The organism is Streptomyces sp. NPDC046881 (assembly GCF_040645015.1).
Taxonomy (GTDB): domain Bacteria; phylum Actinomycetota; class Actinomycetes; order Streptomycetales; family Streptomycetaceae; genus Streptomyces.
The window spans coordinates 166,504-185,896 of sequence record NZ_JBEYXJ010000003.1 but is presented as its reverse complement, the minus strand read 5'-3'; the positions used below and the strand labels follow the sequence as shown (position 1 = coordinate 185,896).

At 74.0% G+C, this 19,393-nt stretch carries 14 protein-coding genes; 4 read left to right on the top strand and 10 right to left on the bottom strand.

The genetic code is table 11. The features are described 5' to 3' along the window. Positions 1–870: 870 nt before the first annotated feature. From ABZ923_RS03445 to ABZ923_RS03420, 6 genes are all read right to left on the bottom strand, one after another. On the bottom strand, positions 871–1,509 hold the full coding sequence (locus ABZ923_RS03445; protein WP_361466190.1) for a LysE family translocator: 639 nt from the start codon (positions 1,507–1,509) through the stop codon (positions 871–873). 43 nt (positions 1,510–1,552) lie between these two features. Continuing rightward, positions 1,553–2,704 (bottom strand): XdhC/CoxI family protein, encoded by a 1,152-nt coding sequence (locus ABZ923_RS03440; RefSeq protein WP_361466187.1) that lies wholly within the window; start codon positions 2,702–2,704, stop codon positions 1,553–1,555. A gap of 44 nt (positions 2,705–2,748) precedes the next feature. After that, positions 2,749–4,203 carry an NCS2 family permease gene (locus ABZ923_RS03435; RefSeq protein ID WP_361466185.1) on the bottom strand — a complete coding sequence of 485 codons (1,455 nt, stop codon included), beginning with the start codon at positions 4,201–4,203 and terminating at the stop codon, positions 2,749–2,751. A 209-nt stretch (positions 4,204–4,412) separates the two neighbouring features. Continuing rightward, the gene (locus ABZ923_RS03430; protein ID WP_361466183.1) at positions 4,413–6,797 is read right to left on the bottom strand and encodes a molybdopterin cofactor-binding domain-containing protein; all 2,385 of its coding nucleotides are present in this window, start codon (positions 6,795–6,797) and stop codon (positions 4,413–4,415) included. A gap of 2 nt (positions 6,798–6,799) precedes the next feature. Continuing rightward, complete coding sequence (locus ABZ923_RS03425) at positions 6,800–7,408, bottom strand: (2Fe-2S)-binding protein (protein ID WP_361466181.1); 609 nt, start codon at positions 7,406–7,408, stop codon at positions 6,800–6,802. Then, on the bottom strand, positions 7,408–8,301 hold the full coding sequence (locus tag ABZ923_RS03420) for an FAD binding domain-containing protein (RefSeq protein WP_361466178.1): 894 nt from the start codon (positions 8,299–8,301) through the stop codon (positions 7,408–7,410). The genes ABZ923_RS03425 and ABZ923_RS03420 overlap by 1 nt, the downstream gene beginning before the upstream one ends. 351 nt (positions 8,302–8,652) lie before the next feature. On the opposite strand from ABZ923_RS03420, the gene ABZ923_RS03415 reads away from it, so the two are divergent. Together ABZ923_RS03415 and ABZ923_RS03410 are read left to right on the top strand one after the other, a co-directional pair. Then, a complete protein-coding gene (locus ABZ923_RS03415) occupies positions 8,653–10,326 on the top strand; it encodes a PucR family transcriptional regulator ligand-binding domain-containing protein (protein ID WP_361466176.1) in 1,674 nt (557 codons plus the stop codon). Positions 10,327–10,503: 177 nt separating this feature from the next. Further along, positions 10,504–11,268 carry a hypothetical protein gene (locus tag ABZ923_RS03410; RefSeq protein ID WP_361466173.1) on the top strand — a complete coding sequence of 255 codons (765 nt, stop codon included), beginning with the start codon at positions 10,504–10,506 and terminating at the stop codon, positions 11,266–11,268. 346 nt (positions 11,269–11,614) lie between these two features. Here the strand turns inward: ABZ923_RS03410 and ABZ923_RS03405 are convergent, their stop codons facing one another. Next, entirely contained in the window at positions 11,615–12,394 is a 780-nt protein-coding gene (locus ABZ923_RS03405; RefSeq protein ID WP_361466171.1) for a GntR family transcriptional regulator, read from the bottom strand. Between the two features lie 178 nt (positions 12,395–12,572). Here ABZ923_RS03405 and ABZ923_RS03400 point away from each other — a divergent pair, with 178 nt between their 5' ends. Continuing rightward, positions 12,573–13,415 (top strand): (2Fe-2S)-binding protein, encoded by an 843-nt coding sequence (locus ABZ923_RS03400; RefSeq protein WP_361466168.1) that lies wholly within the window; start codon positions 12,573–12,575, stop codon positions 13,413–13,415. Between the two features lie 313 nt (positions 13,416–13,728). Then, complete coding sequence (locus tag ABZ923_RS03395) at positions 13,729–14,769, top strand: DUF2637 domain-containing protein (RefSeq protein WP_361466165.1); 1,041 nt, start codon at positions 13,729–13,731, stop codon at positions 14,767–14,769. A gap of 527 nt (positions 14,770–15,296) precedes the next feature. Here the strand turns inward: ABZ923_RS03395 and ABZ923_RS03390 are convergent. The 3 genes from ABZ923_RS03390 to ABZ923_RS03380 all read right to left on the bottom strand — a co-directional run bounded on the left by ABZ923_RS03390 (position 15,297) and on the right by ABZ923_RS03380 (position 19,191). Further along, positions 15,297–15,740 (bottom strand): ATP-binding protein, encoded by a 444-nt coding sequence (locus ABZ923_RS03390; protein WP_361466162.1) that lies wholly within the window; start codon positions 15,738–15,740, stop codon positions 15,297–15,299. A gap of 316 nt (positions 15,741–16,056) precedes the next feature. Beyond that, positions 16,057–17,799, bottom strand: a complete 1,743-nt coding sequence (locus ABZ923_RS03385) for a pyruvate dehydrogenase (RefSeq protein ID WP_361466159.1) — start codon at positions 17,797–17,799, stop codon at positions 16,057–16,059. Between the two features lie 27 nt (positions 17,800–17,826). Further along, positions 17,827–19,191, bottom strand: a complete 1,365-nt coding sequence (locus ABZ923_RS03380; RefSeq protein ID WP_361466157.1) for a protein phosphatase 2C domain-containing protein — start codon at positions 19,189–19,191, stop codon at positions 17,827–17,829. Positions 19,192–19,393 lie beyond the last annotated feature (202 nt).

Here is a 19,393-nt window from a genome sequence, read left to right as displayed (position 1 = left end):
GACAGGCAGGGCCAGGATGCCGAGCGGGCACGGCCCGGAGGGCCGGGCGGAGCGCGGCCCGGCGGACCGGGCGGGCACGTCCCGGGAGCCAGTCGGGCGCGGCCCGGGAGACCGGGCGGGCGTGACCCGGGGGCCGGGCGGCGTGACCCGGGGGGACCGGGCGGAGCGCGGCCCGGGAGCCAGTCGAGCAGAGCCAGGGGCCGGACAGGCAGGGCCAGGATGCCGAGCGGGCACGGCCCGGAGGGCCGGGCAGAGCGCGGCCCGGCGGACCGGGCGGGCACGGCCCGGGAGCCAGTCGGGCGCGGCCCGGGAGACCGGGCGGGCGTGACCCGGGAGCCAGTCGAGCGGAGCCAGGGGCCGGACAGGCAGGGCCAGGATGCCGAGCGGGCACGGCCCGGAGGGCCGGGCGGAGCGCGGCCCGGCGGACCGGGCGGGCACGTCCCGGGAGCCAGTCGAGCGGAGCCAGGGGCCGGACAGGCAGGGCCAGGATGCCGAGCGGGCACGGCCCGGAGGGCCGGGCGGAGCGCGGCCCGGGAGACCGGGCGGGCACGGCCCGGGAGACCGGGCGGGCACGGCCCGGGAGCCAGTCGAGCGGAGCCAGGGGCCGAGCGGGCGTGACCCGGAGGACCGGGCGGAGCGCGGCCCGGGGGGCTGGGGGGCGCCAGCCGAACACCGGTGGCACGTGGCCGAGAGGCCGGGCAGGCGCCAGCCGAACCCCCGTCGAACGTGACCGACAAGCCAGGCAGACGTCAGCCGGACCCCCGTCGAACGTGACCGACAAGCCAGGCCGGCGCCAGCCGACCCCCCCTCGGACGTGACCGGAGAGTCCCGGCGGGCGTCAGTCGAGCGGGCTCCCCCTCGGGCCGGTGTTCAGTCCTTGCGGCCGGTCAGTGCCACCGTCACGCCGAGGCCGATCATCGTCAGGCCGCCCGCGCCGCCGACGGCGGACAGGCGGCGGGGGGACCGGGCGAACCAGTCCCGGGCGGAGGAGGCGGCGAGGCCCCAGACGCCGTCGGAGAGCACCGCGATGGCGTTGAAGACCAGCCCGAGCAGCAGCATCTGCGCCGGGACGTGCCCCTGCGCCCGGTCCACGAACTGCGGCAGCACGGCGGCGAAGAACACCATGGTCTTGGGGTTGGCCACGCCGACCGCGAACCCCTCCCCCAGGGTGCGCAGGCCCCCGCGCGCGGGGCCGGACTCCGCGACGGCGGTCCGCAGCGAGCCGCGCTGCCGCCACGCCTTGACGCCGAGGTACACGAGATAGCCGGCCCCGGCGAGCTTGAGGGCGGTGAAGACGAGGACCGAGCGCTCGACGACCGCTCCGACACCGAGCGCCACGGCCACGACGAGCACGTACGCGCCGAGCGTGTTGCCGGCGACGGTGGTCAGCGCGGCCCGGCGGCCGTGCGCCAGGGCCCGGCCGATCACGAACAGGACGCTGGGGCCGGGGACCACGATGAGCAGGAAGGACAGGGCCGCGAAGGCCGCCAGCCGGTCGGGGGACACCATGCCGTCATGGAACACAGCGGCGCGGGCGGCGGGCAAAGCCTTTTCAGGCGACCGACCCGATCCGCGGCCCGGGCAGCGCGGCCGTGTCGTGGTGGATGGGAGTGTGCGCGCCGGTCAGCGACACCCCGCTGCCGCCGCGCCGGCCCGCGACGATCTCCGCCGCGATGGACAGCGCCGTCTCCTCGGGCGTCCGGGCGCCGAGGTCGAGGCCGATCGGGGAGCGCAGCCGGGCCAGCTCCAGCTCGGTGACGCCGACCGCGCGCAGGCGCTCGTTGCGGTCCAGGTGGGTGCGGCGGGAGCCCATCGCTCCGACGTAGGCGACCGGCAGCCGCAGCGCCAGCTTCAGCAGCGGCACGTCGAACTTGGCGTCGTGGGTGAGGACGCACAGGACGGTACGGCCGTCCACCGCGGTCTGCGCCAGGTACTCGTGGGGCCACTGCACGACGATCTCGTCGGCCTCGGGGAAGCGGGTGCGGGTGGCGAACACCGGGCGGGCGTCGCACACGGTGACGTGGTAGCCCAGGAACCTGCCGATCCGGACCAGTGCCGAGGCGAAGTCGATCGCCCCGAAGACGATCATCCGGGGTGCGGGGACGGAGGACTCCACCAGGACCGTGAGCGGGGCGCCGCAGCGCGAGCCCTGTTCGCCGATCTCCAGCGTGCCGGTGCGGCCCGCGTCCAGGAAGGCGCCGGCCTCGGCGGCGACCGTGCGGTCCAGCTCGGGGTGGGCGCCGAAACCGCCGTCGTACGAGCCGTCGGGGCGGACCAGCAGGGCCCGGCCCCGCAGCCGCGCCGGGCCGTCGGCGATCCGCGCGACCGCCGCCGCCTCCCCTCGGGCGGCGGCGGCCAGCGCTGCCGCGACCACCGGCCGGGCGGGACCGTCCGCCCGGACCGGGGTGACGAGGATGTCGATGACGCCGCCACAGGTCAGGCCGACGGCGAAGGCGTCCTCGTCGCTGTAGCCGAAGCGCTCCAGGACGGTCTCGCCGTCCTCCAGGGCCTGCCGGCACAGCTCGTACACGGCGCCCTCCACGCACCCGCCGGAGACCGAGCCGATCGCCGTTCCGTCGGCGTCCACCGCGAGGGCGGCGCCGGGCTGTCGCGGGGCGCTGCCGCCGACGGCCACCACGGTGGCGACGGCGAAGTCACGGCCCTGCTCGACCCACCGGTTCAGCTCCTCGGCGATGTCCAGCATCTGTCGGTCTCCTAACGGGTTGCGGGAAGGACTGCGGGCGGGGGCTAGTGGACGCCCAGCCAGCCCTCGATGGGATGGAGGGCGAAGTAGACGAGGAACACGACCGTCAGGCCCCACATGAACGCGCCGATCTCGCGGGCCTTGCCCTGGGCCGCCTTGATGGCGACGTAGGAGATGACGCCCGCGGCGACACCGGTGGTGATGGTGTACGTGAACGGCATCAGGACGACGGTCAGGAAGACGGGGATGGCGGTCGCGCGGTCGGCCCAGTCCACGTGCCGGGCGTTCATCAGCATCAGGGCGCCGATGACGACCAGGGCGGCGGAGGCGACCTCCTGCGGGACGATCGCGGTGACCGGCGTGAAGAACAGGCAGGCCGCGAAGAAAAGGCCGGTGACGACGGAGGCGAGTCCGGTGCGGGCGCCCTCGCCGACGCCGGTGGCCGACTCGATGAACACCGTCTGGCCGGAGCCGCCCGCCACACCGCCGATCGCGCCGCCGGCGCCGTCGATGAACAGCGCCTTGGACAGGCCCGGCATCCGGCCCTTGTCGTCGGCGAGGTTGGCCTCGGTGCCGACGCCGATGATGGTGGCCATCGCGTCGAAGAAGCCGGCGAGCACCAGGGTGAAGACGATCATGCCGACCGTCATCGCGCCGACCTTGCCCCAGCCGCCGAACTCGACGTGCCCGAAGAGCGAGAAGTCGGGCAGCGAGACCGCGCCGTGCAGCTCGGGCGCGCCGTTGGCCCACTCCTCGGGGGCGATGACGCCGAGCCCGTTGAGGACGGCGGCGACGACCGTGCCGGAGACGATGCCGATGAGGATGGCGCCGGGGACGTTCCGGGCCTGCAGCATGAAGATCAGCAGCAGGGTGCCGGCGAAGAGCAGCACCGGCCAGCCGGTGAGTTCGCCGGCGGGGCCGAGGGTGACCGGGGTGGCCTTGCCCTGGTGCACGAAGCCGGACTTGTAGAAGCCGATGAGGGCGATGAACAGGCCGATGCCCATGGTGATGCCGTGCTTGAGCGCGAGCGGGATCGCGTTCATGATCATCTCGCGCAGGCCGGTGACGACCAGCAGCATGATGACCACGCCGTACATCACGCACATGCCCATGGCCTGCGGCCAGGTCATGGCGGGGGCGACCTGCGAGGACAGGACGCCGGAGACGGAGAGGCCGGCGGCGAGGGCGAGCGGCACCTTGCCGACGAAACCCATCAGCAGCGTGGTGAAGGCCGCCGCGAACGCGGTCGCGGTGATCAGCGCCTTCTGGCCGAGCGTGTCCCCCGCCGCGTCCTTGCCGGACAGGATGAGGGGGTTGAGCAGGAGGATGTACGCCATCGCCATGAAGGTGGTGATGCCGCCGCGCACCTCTCGTGCGACCGTGGATCCTCGTCTGGATATGTGGAAGTACCGGTCGAGCCAGGACCGCCCTGCCGGGACGCGGGTGCCATCCCCGGCGTCGTCGGCTGCGGTCCTCGGCTCCACTGACTGCTGGGTCATGGTGCCATCTCCCAAGGTTCACAGGGGCACCCGTGCGGCCGTCCTTGCGGGGCACGGGATTTGGGAATGGACGACCCGGGGGACGGCCCGAGACGAACGAATTTCCTGGTACTTCAAGGACCGCGAGCGGAGCGGAACTCAAAGAGGGTTCCTCCGGGCGGCGCGTGGAGTGTGTGACGTTCCCTGCGCCGCCCGGAGAGCGGTGGGTGTTACTCGGTCCCCGTGAGGTGCTCGGGCCGTACCGGAGTGCGGTTGAGCTCCAGCCCGGTCGCGTTCCGGATCGCCGCGAGGACGGCCGGGGTGGACGACAGGGTCGGGGCCTCGCCGATGCCACGGAGCCCGTAGGGGGCGTGGTCGTCGGCGAGTTCGAGCACGTCGACCGGGATGGTCGGCGTGTCGAGGATGGTGGGGATCAGGTAGTCCGTGAAGGAGGGGTTCCTGACCTTCGCCGTCTTCGGGTCGACGATGATCTCCTCCATGACGGCCACGCCCAGGCCCTGGGTCGTACCGCCCTGGATCTGGCCGACGACGGAGAGCGGGTTGAGCGCCTTGCCGACGTCCTGGGCGCAGGCCAGCTCGATCACCTTGACCAGGCCGAGTTCGGTGTCGACCTCGACCACCGCGCGGTGGGCGGCGAAGGAGTACTGGACGTGTCCGTTGCCCTGGCCGGTGCGCAGGTCGAAGGGCTCGGTCGGCCGGTGCCGCCACTCCTCCTCGACCTCCACGGCCTCGCCCTGCAGGACGTCGACCAGGTCGGCGAGGACCTCGCCGCCGTCGGTGACGACCTTGCCGCCCTCCAGCAGGAGTTCGGCGGTGGCCCAGGCCGGGTGGTAGGAGCCGAACCTGCGCCGGCCGATCTCCAGGACCTTCTCGCGGACCAGCTCGCAGGCGTTCTTCACGGCGCCACCGGTGACGTACGTCTGACGGGACGCGGACGTCGAACCGGCCGAACCGACCTGCGTGTCGGCGGGGTGGATGGTCACCTGGGCGACGCCCAGCTCGGTGCGGGCGATCTGCGCGTGGACGGTGACACCGCCCTGGCCGACCTCCGCCATCGCGGTGTGCACGGTCGCGACCGGCTCCCCGTTGATGACCTCCATGCGCACCTTGGCGGTGGAGTAGTCGTCGAAGCCCTCGGAGAAGCCGACGTTCTTGATGCCCACCGCGTAGCCCACACCTCGTACGACGCCTTCGCCGTGGGTGGTGTTGGACAGACCGCCGGGCAGCTGCCGTACGTCGGCGCCCTCGCTGGACTCCCACTGGCGCTCGGGCGGCAGGGGCATCGCCTTGACGCGGCGCAGCAGTTCGGCGACGGGGGCGGGCGAGTCGACGGGCTGGCCCGTCGGCATGATGGTGCCCTGCTCCATCGCGTTCAGCTGCCGGAACTCCACCGGGTCCATGCCGAGCTTCTTCGCCAGCTTGTCCATCTGCGCCTCGTAGGCGAAGCACGCCTGGACCGCGCCGAAGCCGCGCATGGCGCCGCAGGGCGGGTTGTTGGTGTAGAGGGCGATGGCCTCGATGTCGACGTCGTCCACGACGTACGGGCCGACGGACAGCGAGGAGGCGTTGCCGACGACCGCCGGGGAGGCGGAGGCGTAGGCGCCGCCGTCCAGGACGATCCGGCACTTCAGGTGGGTGAGCTTGCCGTCCTTGGTGGCGCCGTGCTCGTAGTACAGCTTGGCCGGGTGGCGGTGGACGTGCCCGAAGAAGGACTCGAACCGGTTGTAGACGATCTTCACGGGCTTGCCGGTGCGCAGGGCCAGCAGGCAGGCGTGGATCTGCATCGACAGGTCCTCGCGGCCGCCGAACGCGCCGCCGACGCCGGCCAGCGTCATGCGCACCTTCTCCTCGGGCAGGCCGAGGACGGGCGCGATCTGGCGCAGGTCGGAGTGGAGCCACTGGGTGGCGATGTACAGGTGGACACCGCCGTCCTCCTCGGGCACGGCGAGGCCGGACTCGGGGCCGAGGAAGGCCTGGTCCTGCATGCCGAACGTGTACTCGCCCTCGACGATCACGTCGGCCCGCCTGCGCGCCGCCTCCACGTCGCCGCGGACGATCGGCTGGCGGTGCACGATGTTCGGGTGCGGGACGTGCCCGGAGTGGTGGTCGTCGCGGTTCTCGTGGACGAGGATGGCGTCCGGGGCGGTCGCGGAGGCCTCGTCGGTGATGACGGGCAGCTCCTTGTAGTCCACCTTGATCTTGGCGGCGGCGCGGCGGGCGGTCTCCGGGTGGTCGGCGGCGACGATCGCGACCGGCTCGCCGTGGTGGCGCACCTTGCCGTGCGCGAGGACCGGGGTGTCCTGGATCTCCAGGCCGTAGTTCCTCACCTCGGTGGGCAGGTCGTCGTACGTCATGACGGCGTACACGCCCGGCAGGGCGAGGGCCTCGGAGGTGTCGATCGACACGATCTCGGCGTGCGCGACGGTGGAGCGCAGGATCTGGCCCCACAGCATGTCCTCGTGCCACATGTCGGACGAGTACGCGAACTCGCCGGTGACCTTCAGGGTGCCGTCCGGGCGGAGCGTGGACTCGCCGATGCCGCCCTTGGTCTGCGACCCCTGCGTGATCTTCGTGGGTGCGCCGTTGGTCGGCATGGTCAGACCCCCTCGGACTGGCGGGCGGCCGCGAGGCGGACCGCGTCCATGATCTTCTCGTAGCCCGTGCAGCGGCACAGGTTGCCCGACAGCGCCTCGCGGATGTCCGCGTCGGTCGGGTTCGGGTTCCGCTCCAGCATCTCGTCGGCGGCGACCAGCAGGCCCGGGGTGCAGAAGCCGCACTGGACGGCGCCGGCGTCGATGAACGCCTGCTGGATCAGGGAGAGTTCGGTGCCCTCGCCGGTCTGCGAGTCGGTGCCCTTCGCCTGCCTCCCCCAGGCTTCGCCCGGGGGGACCCCCAGTTGTGCGTCCTGGAGGGTCGTACCGCAGGCGCCCGACGCGCAGCCGCCCTCGGCGCGCTGCTTGGCGTGGTCCGCGAGGCCCTCGACGGTCACCACGTCACGGCCCTCGACCTGGCCGGCCGCGACCAGGCAGGAGCAGACCGGCACGCCGTCCAGGCGCACGGTGCAGGAGCCGCACTCGCCCTGCTCGCAGGCGTTCTTGGAGCCCGGCAGGCCGAGGCGCTCGCGCAGGACGTACAGCAGGGACTCGCCCTCCCAGACGTCGTCGGCCTCCTGCGGACGTCCGTTGACGGTGAAGTTGACACGCATTACGCAGCTCCCTCGGATGCGCGGCGGGCGCCGCGGTACGACTCCCAGGTCCAGGTCAGCGTCCGGCGGGCCATCACGCCGACCGCGTGCCGGCGGTAGCTCGCGGTGCCCCGGACGTCGTCGATCGGGTTGCAGGCGGCCGAGCACAGGTCCGCGAACTGCTTGGCGACCGACGGGGTGATGATCTTCCCGTTGTCCCAGAAGCCGCCCTCCTCCAGCGCCGCGTTCAGGAACTCCTCGGCGGCCTGGGCCCGCACCGGGGTGGGGGCGGCCGAGCCGATGCCGGTGCGCACGGTCCGGGTCCGCGGGTGCAGGGCGAGCCCGAAGGCGCACACGGCGATGACCATGGCGTTGCGGGTGCCGACCTTGGAGTACTGCTGCGGGCCGTCGGCCTTCCTGACGTGGACGGCGCGGATCAGCTCGTCGGGCTGGAGCGCGTTGCGCTTGACGCCCGTGTAGAACGCGTCGATCGGGATCAGCCGGGTGCCGCGGGCCGCCGACGCCACCTCGACCTCGGCGCCGGCCGCGAGGAGGGCGGGGTGGGCGTCGCCGGCGGGCGACGCCGTGCCGAGGTTGCCGCCGACGCCGCCGCGGTTGCGGATCTGCGGGGAGGCGACCGTGTGCGAGGCGAGCGCCAGGCCCGGCAGCTCGGCACGGAGGTTCTCCATGATCCTGGAGTACGGGACCGAGGCACCCAGCCGTACGGTGTCCTCGCCGACCTCCCACTCGTAGAGGTCGCCGATGCGGTTCAGGTCGAGGAGGTACTCGGGCCGGCGGTGGTCGAAGTTGATCTCGACCATCACATCGGTGCCACCCGCAATCGGCACAGCGGTGGGGTGCTCGGCCTTAGCGGCGAGCGCCTCCTCCCAGCTGGCGGGGCGAAGGAAGTCCATGACCGGCTCTCTTCTTCGTCTCAGTGCTCTTGAAGTCGTGCAGATTGAGCCAATCCGTGTGCGGCGGGCCCGGCTCGTTCATGTGCTGTTAACGCGGAGTGGCCTCAGTACACCGCCCTGTACTCCGGCGGGGTCAGTCACCGAAACCATGAAGGAGTTCGCTGGCCAGGGCGAGCATCTTGTAGATTCGTATGAACGGAGGTCATCGGTAACCTCTCCGTTTTCCTCGGGAAACGCAGGTAACGGCGTGGCAAGCCCGGTTTCCGGCCGGTGCGGCCGGTCGTCGGGCCCCGTCCCGGCCCCCCTCCAAGATCCATCGTAGGTTTCGAGACAAAGAACGGCGGCGACGAGATGCGGCTGCGCGCACTGCTGGACACCGACGCGCTGGGCCTGCGGCTGCTCGGCGGCGAGGACGAGCTGGACCGCACGGTCCGCGGGGTCATGACCACCGACCTGCGCGACCCGAGCCGCTACCTCTCCGGCGGCGAGCTGGTGCTGACCGGCCTGGCCTGGCGCCGGGACGCCGACGACTCCGAGCCCTTCGTGCGGATCCTGGTGCAGGCCGGCGTCGCCGCCCTCGCGGCCGGCGAGGCCGAGCTGGGCGACATCCCGGACGACCTGGTGCTGGCCTGCGCCCGGCACCGGCTGCCGCTGTTCGCGGTGCACGAGTCGGTGGCGTTCGCCACCATCACCGAGCACGTGGTCCGGCAGGTCTCCGGCGAGCGCGCCGGCGACCTCGCGGCCGTCGTGGACCGGCACCGCCGGATGATGACCGCGGGGCCGGCGGGCGGCGGCCCGGACGTGGTACTGGACCTGCTCGGCTCCGACCTGGACCTGCGCGCCTGGGTGCTCTCCCCCACCGGCCGGCTGATCGCCGGATCCAAGGTCGCGGGCCCGGCGCTGCCCGCCGAGACCTGCGGCCGGCTCGCCGCCGAGCACCTGGCGGCCACCCGCACCGGCCGCCGCGGCCCGCACCGGGTCCAGCTGCAGGGCACCACGTACTCCCTCTTCCCGATCCGCTCCTCCGGCCGCTCCCCGCAGGCCTCCCGTGACGTGCGCGAGACGGTCCTGTCGGACTGGCTGCTGGCGGTGGAGGCCGACGCCGGCGACTGGCCCGGGGAGCGCCTGGACCTGCTCCAGGGCGTCACCCAGCTGATCGCCGTCGAGCGGGACCGCCGGGACGCGGCCCGCACGGTCCGGCGCCGGCTCGCCCAGGAGGTGCTGGAGCTGGTGCAGACGGGTGCCGCGCCGGCCGAGATCGCCGCCCGGCTGCGGGTGGCGGCGCCGGTGCTGCTGCCCGGCCTCGGGGCGGCCCCGCACTGGCAGGTCGTGGTGGCCCGGGTGGAGTGGGACGGGGACGGGGTCGAGGGCGGCCCGGTCGCCCAGTCCCTGCTGGAGGAGGTGCTGGTCGACCCGCTGGCGACCGGCCCCGAGCCGTCCGACCGGATCGCCGTCGCGCACACCGGCGACGAGGCGATCGCCCTGGTCCCGCTGCCCGCGGTCGCCACCGAGCCCGACGGCTCGGAGACCGGCCTGCTCGCCGACGCCCTGCTGCAGTCGGTGCGCGAGCCGCTGTCGGCGGGCCTCGACGACGACGGCCGGCTCACCCTCGGCGTCAGCGCGGCCGTGCACTCGGCGGAGGGCCTGCGCGGCGCCCTGGAGGAGGCCCGGCACGCCCGCCGGGTCGCCGCCGCCCGCACCGGCCGGGTCTGCGCGGCCGGCCACCAGGAGCTGGCCAGCCACGTGCTGCTGCTGCCGTTCGTCCCGGACGACGTCCGCCGCGCCTTCACCGCCCGGCTGCTGGACCCGCTGAAGGACTACGACCGCCGGCACCGGGCCGAGCTGATCCCGACCCTCGAGGCGTTCCTCGACTGCGACGGCTCCTGGACCCGCTGCGCCACCCGGCTCCACCTGCACGTCAACACGCTGCGCTACCGGGTGGGAAGGATCGAGCAGTTGACGGGACGGGACCTGTCCCGCCTGGAGGACAAGCTCGACTTCTTCCTGGCCCTGCGCATGAGCTGAGGTCAGGCGCGGTCGGCGGGGGCGCGCGGCGGCGGGAACCGGTCACGCCCGCACCCCACTACTTTGTGAATTCTTTCACCCACCCTCTTGGCCGGGCACCGCGATTGGTGCTGGAATGCCGCCACCACTCAACAGCTCGATGGCGCGCTCGGGGAGGGCAACGTGGCGCATACCGCCATGTCTGGTAACGGAACCACCGGTGACGATCCGCTCCAGACCGCGGTATGGCGGTTGCGCAGCCGGGCCTGCTGGGCCGACGCGGCGGCCCTGCTGCCCGCCGACCGTCCCGCCCCGGCGCTGCAGCGGGCCGCCCTGCTGGTCGAACGGTGCCTGTACACCGAGCGGGGCTGGGAGGAGGCGGAGGACGCGCTGCGCACGGCGGAGGCGCTGGCCCACAGCGACGAGGAGCGGGGGGCCGCCGCCTGCGAACGCGGCTACCTCGCCTACGCCGCCACCCTGCTCGCCGTGCGCGACCGGGCCGACGAGGCGCGGGCCGCGCTGGGCCGGGCGGCGGCGCTGGTCCCGCCGGGGGCTCCGGGGCGGGCGCTGCTGGACTTCCGGCGCGGGCTGGTGGCCCAGAACCTGGCGGGCGCCCCGCAGGCTGCCCGCGCCGCGTTCCGGCGCGCGCACGCCGCCGCCATGACCAACGCCGACCCGCTGCTGCTGTCCTTCACCTGGCGTCACCTGGCGGGACTCGCGCTGCGGGACGGCGAGTTGGCGGAGGCGCGGCACGGCTTCGCCGAATCCCTGCGCATCCGGGAGGAGTTGGGCTACCTGGTGGGCACGGCGCCGGCGCTGGTCTCCCTGGCCGACACGGAGGAGGAACCCGAGGCGTCCCGCCTCCGCGAGGAGGCCCGCCGCCTGTTCCGGCTGCTCGGCGGGGTTCCGACGTGGCTGGCGCAGCAGTTGGCACCGCCTGCGCCGGGGGCGGCGACGGCGTAGGGGGGCGCGGGGTGAGACGCGGCTCGGGGTGAGGGGTGTGCCTCCGGGTGCGTCGCCGTCCGCGAGCCGGTGGGGGCTGGTCGCGCAGTTCCCCGCGCCCGCGCACGGCAGCCGGCCCGCACCCTCCGCGGCGGCTCCCCGCGAAGCCCTACGGCGGCTCCCCGCAAAAACTCAGCCCGCGCCCCTTCGAGGCGCGTCGGCCGCAACCCCCGAGGGGGGCGCGGGGAACTGCGCGAGCGGGCACCACGCGCCCGCGCACGGCAGCCGGCCCGCACCCTCCGCGGCGGCTCCCCGTGAAGCCCTACGGCGGCTCCCCGTGAGGCTTTACGGCGGCTCCCGCAAAGAGTCAGCCCGCGCCCGCGAAGTGCCCGCCCACGAGCCTGCGCACCGCGTCCACGTCCCCCGAGACCAGCGCGTCCAGCAGCGCGAGATGCTCCGCCGCGTCGGCGAGCAGCTCGGCCCGTCCCCGCCGCACCGGGGGCCACTGGGACCGCCGGTGCAGGTCCTCGGCGATGCGGACCAGTTGCTCGTTGCCCGACAGGGCGAGCAGGGCCCGGTGGAAGGACCGGTCGGACTCCGCGTACGCCGCCGGGCAGCCGGAGGCCGCCGTGCGGACCGTCTCCTCCGCCAGCGGCCGCAGCTCGGCCCACCGCTCGGCCGGCACCGTACGGGCCAGCCGCGCCATCACCGGCACCTCGATCAGCGCGCGCACCTCCGCCAGCTCGGCCAGCTCCCGCGCCCCGCGTTCGACCACCCGGAAGCCGCGGTTGGGCACGACCTCGACGGCGCCCTCCAGCGCGAGCTGCTGCATGGCCTCCCGCACGGGCGTGGCCGAGACGCCGAAGCGTTCCCCGAGCACCGGCGCCGAGTAGACCTCGCCCGGCTTCAGCTCACCGGTGACCAGTGCCGTGCGCAGCGCGTCCAGGATCTGCCCGCGCACCGAGGACCGCTGCACCGCGGCCCGCGGCCCGGGCGCCGGCCGCTCGCCATGGGTGTGCTCGCCCCGCGCCGCGTCCGGCACCGCGGCGTCCCGCTCCCGGGCCGGTGCGCAGTCGGCGGCCGGGCGCTGCTGCGCCGGCACCCGGGCGGCCGGCGTGCCCGGGGAGCCCTGCACGCCCTGCTTCACGGGTCCTCCTGGCGGCTTGTCGGTACTTGGGGTCATTAACGACGGGTTGTCGCTTGCCCGTCAAGCACCTTAGGCGCAGTGGGCGACAGTTCAAACTCCGACAACCTTGGGTAAGGTAAGGCTTACCTGTTCAGCCCGGTCCGCGCTCGCGGACGCGTCCGAGGAGGCTGGTTCCGCCATGCCCGCTGCGGCCACGCCGCTCACCGCCGCGTACGACCGCCTCGCCGTGGCCTTCCCGGGGCTGACCGTGACCGAGCTGGGCCCGGACGAGGAGGCGCCCGCGGGCGCGGGCTGGACGGCCGCCGCCGGGCTCGCGGCGGGCGGCGCGGAGCTGGACGCCTTCCTGGCCTGGGACGCGGCCCAGGTGGTGCGGGACCACGGCCGCCCGGCCCGCCCGGACGTCGTCGCGAGCTTCGGTCTGCACCGCTACGCCTGGGCGGCCTGTCTGCTGATCACCGTCCCGTGGTTCCTGCACCGCCGGGTGCCCCGGCTGCCCGTGACCCACGTCTCGTACGACCGCACCGCCGGCCGGATGGCCGTACGCCGCCCCGCCTCCGTGGCCTGTCTGCCCGGCGACCCGGCCGCAGCACTGCCCGGCACGGTGGTCGTGGCGGACGAGGAGGCGCTGCGGGCCGCGGTGCGGGCGGCCGTGGCCGAGCACCTGGAGCCGGTGCTCGCCGCCTTCGGGCCGCGGATGCGGCGGCGCGGGCGCGCGCTGTGGGGCATGGCGACCGACGAGGTCGTGGAGGGGCTGTGGTACGTCGCCCGGCTGCTCGGCGAGCGGGAGGCGGCGCGGGCCGTGCGGGAGCTGGAGCTGCTGCTGCCGGGGGCGACCCTGCCGTACGCCGGTTCCGCGGGGTTCCGGACGCTGACCGGGCCGGACGGCGCGCCGCTGCACACCCGGGACCGGGCGAGCTGCTGCATGTTCTACACCGTTCGCCCGGAGGACACCTGCGCCACCTGTCCGCGCACCTGCGACCGCGAGCGGATCGCCAACGCGGCGGTGTCCGCGGCTGCTTGATGGGTCATCAGGTCGGGAGCACACCCGCTCGTCCACTAGGATCCCGGCCACCGGACCACCCGCCCCGGACCAGCCCTCCGACAGTGATTCACACATTCCTCACCCGTCGCGGGAACTTTCCGCGGAACCACCCGTACGGGTAGTCTTATTCGAACTCAACTCCCGCCCCTCACGCGGAAGTTCGAGCAGAACGCCGCCCTGGGCATCCCCTTGCACCTTCTTGGCGGCCTCTTGCCCCGAAACCCCCTGAGGGCCCTCGGGAGTGGGCCACTATGGCGGGCGTTACGCCCTATCCCAATGCAAGGGACCCCTGATGAGACTGACCGACATATCGCTGAACTGGTTGCTTCCGGGCGCCGTACTGCTCCTGGGCATGCTGGCGGCGGTGGCGGTGCTCGCGCGCGGCAAGCGCTCCTCCGGGGAGAACGCGAGCGCGGACGACTCCTGGGAGCGCAGCGAGGAGCGTCGCAGACGCAAGGAGGCCATCTACGGCACCGCCTCCTACGTCCTGTTGTTCTGCTGTGCGGCGGTGGCGGCAGCCCTGTCCTTCCACGGCCTCGTCGGCTTCGGCGAACAGAACCTGGGACTGACCGACGGCTGGCAGTACCTGGTGCCGTTCGGCCTCGACGGCGCGGCGATGTTCTGCTCCGTCCTCGCGGTGCGCGAGGCCAGCCACGGTGACGCGGCCCTCGGTTCCCGGATACTGGTCTGGCTGTTCGCGGCCGCCGCCGCCTGGTTCAACTGGGTGCACGCGCCGCGCGGCGTGGGACACGCCGGTGCGCCGCAGTTCTTCTCCGGCATGTCGCTGTCGGCCGCCGTGCTGTTCGACCGCGCGCTGAAGCAGACCCGCCGGGCCGCGCTGCGCGAGCAGGGCCTGGTGCCGCGTCCGCTGCCGCAGATCCGCATCGTGCGCTGGGTGCGGGCTCCCCGCGAGACCTACCGGGCCTGGTCGCTGATGCTCCTGGAGGGCGTGCGCAGCCTCGACGAGGCCGTCGAGGAGGCCCGCGAGGACAGGCGGCAGAAGGAAGAGGCCCGGCAGCGGCGGCGGGACCAGCAGCGCGTGGAGCGCGCCCAGCTGAAGGCGATCAGCCGGGGCCACCGGGGCTTCGTCGGCCGGGGGGCCGGCCGGGAGGTCGAGGTCCAGGTGGAGCGCGGGCCGGCGCCGGCGACTGCGGAGCCTGCCATATCGACCGCGGAGCAGCTGCCCGTCCGCGCTCGGCCCTCCCTTCAGCCGGTTCCCACCGGGGCTGAACCGGTGACCGTCGACCTCACCGCCGAGGACGACACCATGGCCCTGCCGCGCCTGGACTCCCTGGAGCGCAAGCTCAAGGACCTGGAGCAGCAGTTCGGCTGACCCACCCCCACGAAGACCACGGCAACGGGGCGGGACCCGACCACACGAGTCCCGCCCCCGCCCCGCTGCCTCTGACTCCCGCACACGCCGGAGCCCGCCCCTCGCACCCGCTCCCCGGCCGCGCCACCCACCCCGCCCCAGAGCCTTCCCCATCCGGCCCCCCGCGCCGCTCCCCCTCCACGGCCCGCTCACCCCGCTCCCCGGCCGCATGGCCCGTCCCGGGCCCGTGCCACTCGCCCTGGTTCGCGGCCGCGTCGCCCGGCCTGCTCTGGGTCTGCGCCACTCTTCCCATCCGGCCGCCGCACCGTCCACCCCGATCCCCGACCACTCCGCCCGCCCCGGGACCGCGCCACTCGCCCTGGTTCCCGGTCGCGTCGCCCGGCCCGCCCAGGTCCACGCTGCTCTCCGTATCCGGGTACGCACCGGTCGGACCGGGTCCGGTACCGGACCACTTCGCCCGGCGTGGGCCCGTGTCGCTCGTCGCGTTCTCGGGTGGGCCGCTCGTCGCGCGGCTGCGGGGTCGTCGTTCAGGCCGCCTCGGCGTCGAGTTCGAACCAGACCGACTTGCCCACCCCGTGCGGCCGTACGCCCCAGGCGTCGGCGAGGGACTGGACGAGCAGCAGGCCCCGGCCGTGGGTGTCGTCGTCCGAGCTGGACGCGCTCGGCTCGGGTCTGCGGGCCACGAAGTCCCGTACCTCCACGCGCAGTCCGCCGTCCTCCACGACGGCCGTGAGAACGGCGTCGTCGTCGGTGTGGACGAGCGCGTTGGTGACGAGTTCGCTGGTGAGCAGTTCGGCGATCTCCGAGCGGCCCGGCTTGCCCCAGTGCCGCAGCAGTTCGCGCAGCGCCCGGCGGGCCTCCGGGACCGCCCTGAGGTCCGCCCGGCCCAGCCTGCGCCTCAGCCGTCGCGCGTGCTCCGTGATGGTGTCGGTCTCTTCCCCCGTAGTCGCCGAGGAGGCCCCTACGGTCAAGGGACCGCCGCCTCGTGCCTGCCTCTTCATGACCCCCGCCCGCACGCCGCCGGTCCCTGCCCCTCCTGGTCGAACACGTTCACGGGGGATGCTTGCCCAGCACGCTCCGGGCCAGTCCTGGGACATGCCCGATGACCGGCGGTTCGGCCACATCCGCACCCCACCCCGGCCGACCACCCGGCCGCACCCGGACCACGCCTCGGGCTCCCCGCGCGCCGCTGGACGCCACGGACGCCCCGTGACAGCGGTCCGGCCGCCTCCGGCACCGGCTGCCGTCGCATCGTCACGTCGCGTGAAACTGGCCGAAATCACCCCCCTACGGCCGCGGTACGTTGCGCAGGTTGGAGCGGGCCATCTGGAGCATCCGGCCGACCCCGCCGTCCAACACGATCTTGGAGGCGGACAGCGCGAACCCGGTGACCATCTCGGCGCTGATCCGCGGCGGGATGGACAGGGCGTTGGGATCGGTGACGACGTCCACCAGGGCCGGCCCCTTGTGCCGGAAGGCGTCCTTGAGCGCCCCGGCGAGCTGCTTGGGCTTCTCCACCCGCACCCCGTACGCGCCGCAGGCCCGGGCGACGGCGGCGAAGTCGGGATTGGTGTTGGCGGTGCCGTACGAGGGAAGTCCGGCGACCAGCATCTCCAACTCGACCATGCCGAGCGAGGAATTGTTGAACAGCACCACCTTGACCGGCAGATCGTGCTGCACGAGGGTCAGGAAGTCCCCCATCAGCATGGCGAACCCACCGTCCCCGGACATGGCGACCACCTGCCGGCGCCGGTCGGTGAACTGCGCGCCGATCGCCATGGGCAGCGCGTTCGCCATCGACCCGTGCGAGAACGAACCGATGATCCGGCGGCGGCCGTTGGGCGAGATGTACCGGGCGGCCCACACGTTGCACATGCCGGTGTCGACGGTGAACACGGCGTCGTCGGCGGCGACCTCGTCCAGCACGGCGGCCACGTACTCGGGGTGGATCGGGATGTGCTTGTCGACCTTGCGGGTGTAGGCCTTGACCACGCCCTCCAGCGCGTCCGCGTGCTTCTTCAGCATCCGGTCGAGGAAGCGCCGGTCCGTCTTCTCCCGCACCCTCGGGATCAGGCACCGCAGCGTCTCGCGCGCATCGCCCCACACGGCGAGGTCGAGCCGGGAGCGGCGGCCGAGCACCTCGGGCCGCACGTCGACCTGCGCGATCCGCACGTCGTCGGGGAGGAAGGCGTTGTACGGGAAGTCGGTGCCGAGCAGGATCAGCAGGTCGCACTCGTGGGTGGCCTCGTAGGCGGCGCCGTAGCCGAGCAGTCCGCTCATGCCGACGTCGTACGGGTTGTCGTACTGGATCCACTCCTTGCCGCGCAGCGCGTGCCCGACCGGGGACTTGATCCGCCCGGCGAACTCCATCACCTCGGCGTGGGCGCCGGCCGTGCCGCTGCCGCAGAACAGGGTGACCCTGCCGGCCGCGTCGATCATCTCCGCGAGCGCGTCGATCTCGGCGTCGCCCGGCCGCACGGTGGGCCGGGAGGTGACGAGCGCGCTCTGCGCGGTCTTCTCCGGGGCCGGTTCGGCGGCGATGTCCCCGGGCAGGGACACCACGCTCACCCCGCTCCGCCCGACCGCGTGCTGGATGGCGGTCTGCAGCAGCCGGGGCATCTGCCGGGGGCTGGAGATCAGTTCGCTGTAGTGGCTGCACTCCTGGAACAGCCGGTCCGGGTGGGTCTCCTGGAAATAGCCGAGGCCGATCTCGCCGGCCGGGATGTGCGAGGCGAGCGCGAGGACCGGGGCCATCGAGCGGTGGGCGTCGTACAGGCCGTTGATCAGGTGCAGGTTGCCCGGTCCGCAGGAGCCCGCGCACGCGGCCAGCCGCCCGGTGATCTGGGCCTCCGCGCCGGCCGCGAAGGCGGCGGTCTCCTCGTGGCGTACGTGGATCCAGTCGATGGCGGCGTTGCGGCGGACGGCGTCCACCACCGGGTTGAGGCTGTCGCCGACGACGCCGTACAGCCGGCGCACCCCCGCGCGGACGAGGATGTCGACGAACTGCTCGGCCACATTCTGTTTGCCCATGCTTCCATGGAGTCACAGGGGCCGCCGTCACGCCTCCCACACGGCGGCCGCCGTACGGTCGTCGGCGTAGCCCTTCACCCGCACCCGGGCGTCGGCGAGGAAGGCGGCGAGGCCCGGCGGGGTACGGCCGGACCAGTGACGGGCCAGGTAGGCGCAGAGGGCGGGCTCGCCGCGCAGCGGGTCGGCCAGGCCCGCCGAGCACATCACCAGCACATCACCCGGGCGGGCTACCGAGGCCCGGAACCGGAACGGGTCGCGGGGCGGCTGCGGGCCCGGCTCGGTGGCCGGCTCGAACGGGCTCGGCGGGGCCGGGATGCCGAGGTCCATGGTCGGCCGGTCGCCCTCCGGGGTGCGCTCGGGCGGGGAGCCGGCACCGGTGACGGGGGCGCCGGTGCCACCGTCGGGCGCCGGGCGCGGCTCGATGTCCTGCCAGGCGCCGTCCCGCAGCCGGAACAGCCCGCCGTCGCCGACGCCGAAGAACACGCGGGTACGGCAGTCCGGGTCGGCCGGCAGCAGCAGACAGCGCAGGCTCGCCGTGTGCTCCTCGGGGTCCAGGCCCTGTTCGGCGGCGCTCGCCTTGAGCCGGCCGAGGGCGCGGTCGGTGAGCCGGTGCAGACCGGACTTCAGGTCGCCGCGCCGGGCCGCCCGCATGTCCTCCACCAGCTGCCGGTGGCTGCGGCCCACGGCCTGTCCGATCCACCGGCACGCCTCGGCCGCCGCCAGGTGCGCACCCGGGACGCCCCGCGCACCGGTCGCCGTCGCGACGAGCACCAGTGCCTGTTCGCCGGCCCCGAACCGCGCAGTGAGCAGCGCGTCCCGGCGCGGCTCGCCCCGGTAGCGGGCCGAGTCCCCGCGCAGCGAGACGGCCCGCAGCGTGCACGTGCCGTACCGGGCGCCGTCCAGCACGGTGTCCGCGACCAGTTCCCCGAGCCCGTCCGGGTCGGCGAGGGGCAGCGCGGTGGGCTCGGGGTCGTAGGTGGGCGGACCGGAGCCGACGTAGTCGAGGGAGGGGGCGGGGGGCGCGGGGTCGGCGGGCTGTGCGCTCTCGGCGGGGGCCGGCTCCGGCTCGGGATCCGGGGCCGTCCGCTGCGGCGGCACGGCCGCTGTCGCGGGGGACGGTGGCGGGGGTGAGGGCTCCGGGGGCGTCGGTTCGGGCGGTGCCGGCTCGGGCGGTGCCTGTGCCGCCGGTGCCCGATCCGCCGGTGCCCGTTGCTCCGGTCCCGGGTCCGGGGTGTCCGGGGTACGCCCCGCCACCGCGTTCCTCGCCGAGGCGAAACGGTCGTCCAGGGAATCGGGCGCTGCCGCGGGACCCGTGTCCTGGGTGGAGTCGTCGTACAGCTGCCCCCACCAGTCGTCCTCGTGACGGGCGGGTCGTCCCCCCTGCTGGTTCATGCCCCTGATTGTCCACCGCACGGGCCGTGTGAAAACGGGGCATCGGGAAAATCCGGCGCATCGGGCGCGTCGACCGGCGTGTCGAGTGAGGGGGTGAACTGCCGTACGAGAGACGGCTGGTGGCCGCCGGGCGGCCCCACCCCCCACGGGAGGACCGCCCGGCGGCGCCCGAGGTGACCCGGCCCCGCATCCCCTGCGTGCG

Coding starts and splice junctions, on each gene's coding strand:
- ABZ923_RS03445 (WP_361466190.1), bottom strand. CDS start 1,509: ATGGTGTCCCCCGACCGGCTGGCGGCCTTCGCGGCCCTGTCCTTCCTG.
- ABZ923_RS03440 (WP_361466187.1), bottom strand. CDS start 2,704: ATGCTGGACATCGCCGAGGAGCTGAACCGGTGGGTCGAGCAGGGCCGT.
- ABZ923_RS03435 (WP_361466185.1), bottom strand. CDS start 4,203: ATGACCCAGCAGTCAGTGGAGCCGAGGACCGCAGCCGACGACGCCGGG.
- ABZ923_RS03430 (WP_361466183.1), bottom strand. CDS start 6,797: ATGCCGACCAACGGCGCACCCACGAAGATCACGCAGGGGTCGCAGACC.
- ABZ923_RS03425 (WP_361466181.1), bottom strand. CDS start 7,408: ATGCGTGTCAACTTCACCGTCAACGGACGTCCGCAGGAGGCCGACGAC.
- ABZ923_RS03420 (WP_361466178.1), bottom strand. CDS start 8,301: ATGGACTTCCTTCGCCCCGCCAGCTGGGAGGAGGCGCTCGCCGCTAAG.
- ABZ923_RS03415 (WP_361466176.1), top strand. CDS start 8,653: ATGCGGCTGCGCGCACTGCTGGACACCGACGCGCTGGGCCTGCGGCTG.
- ABZ923_RS03410 (WP_361466173.1), top strand. CDS start 10,504: ATGTCTGGTAACGGAACCACCGGTGACGATCCGCTCCAGACCGCGGTA.
- ABZ923_RS03400 (WP_361466168.1), top strand. CDS start 12,573: ATGCCCGCTGCGGCCACGCCGCTCACCGCCGCGTACGACCGCCTCGCC.
- ABZ923_RS03395 (WP_361466165.1), top strand. CDS start 13,729: ATGAGACTGACCGACATATCGCTGAACTGGTTGCTTCCGGGCGCCGTA.
- ABZ923_RS03385 (WP_361466159.1), bottom strand. CDS start 17,799: ATGGGCAAACAGAATGTGGCCGAGCAGTTCGTCGACATCCTCGTCCGC.
- ABZ923_RS03380 (WP_361466157.1), bottom strand. CDS start 19,191: ATGAACCAGCAGGGGGGACGACCCGCCCGTCACGAGGACGACTGGTGG.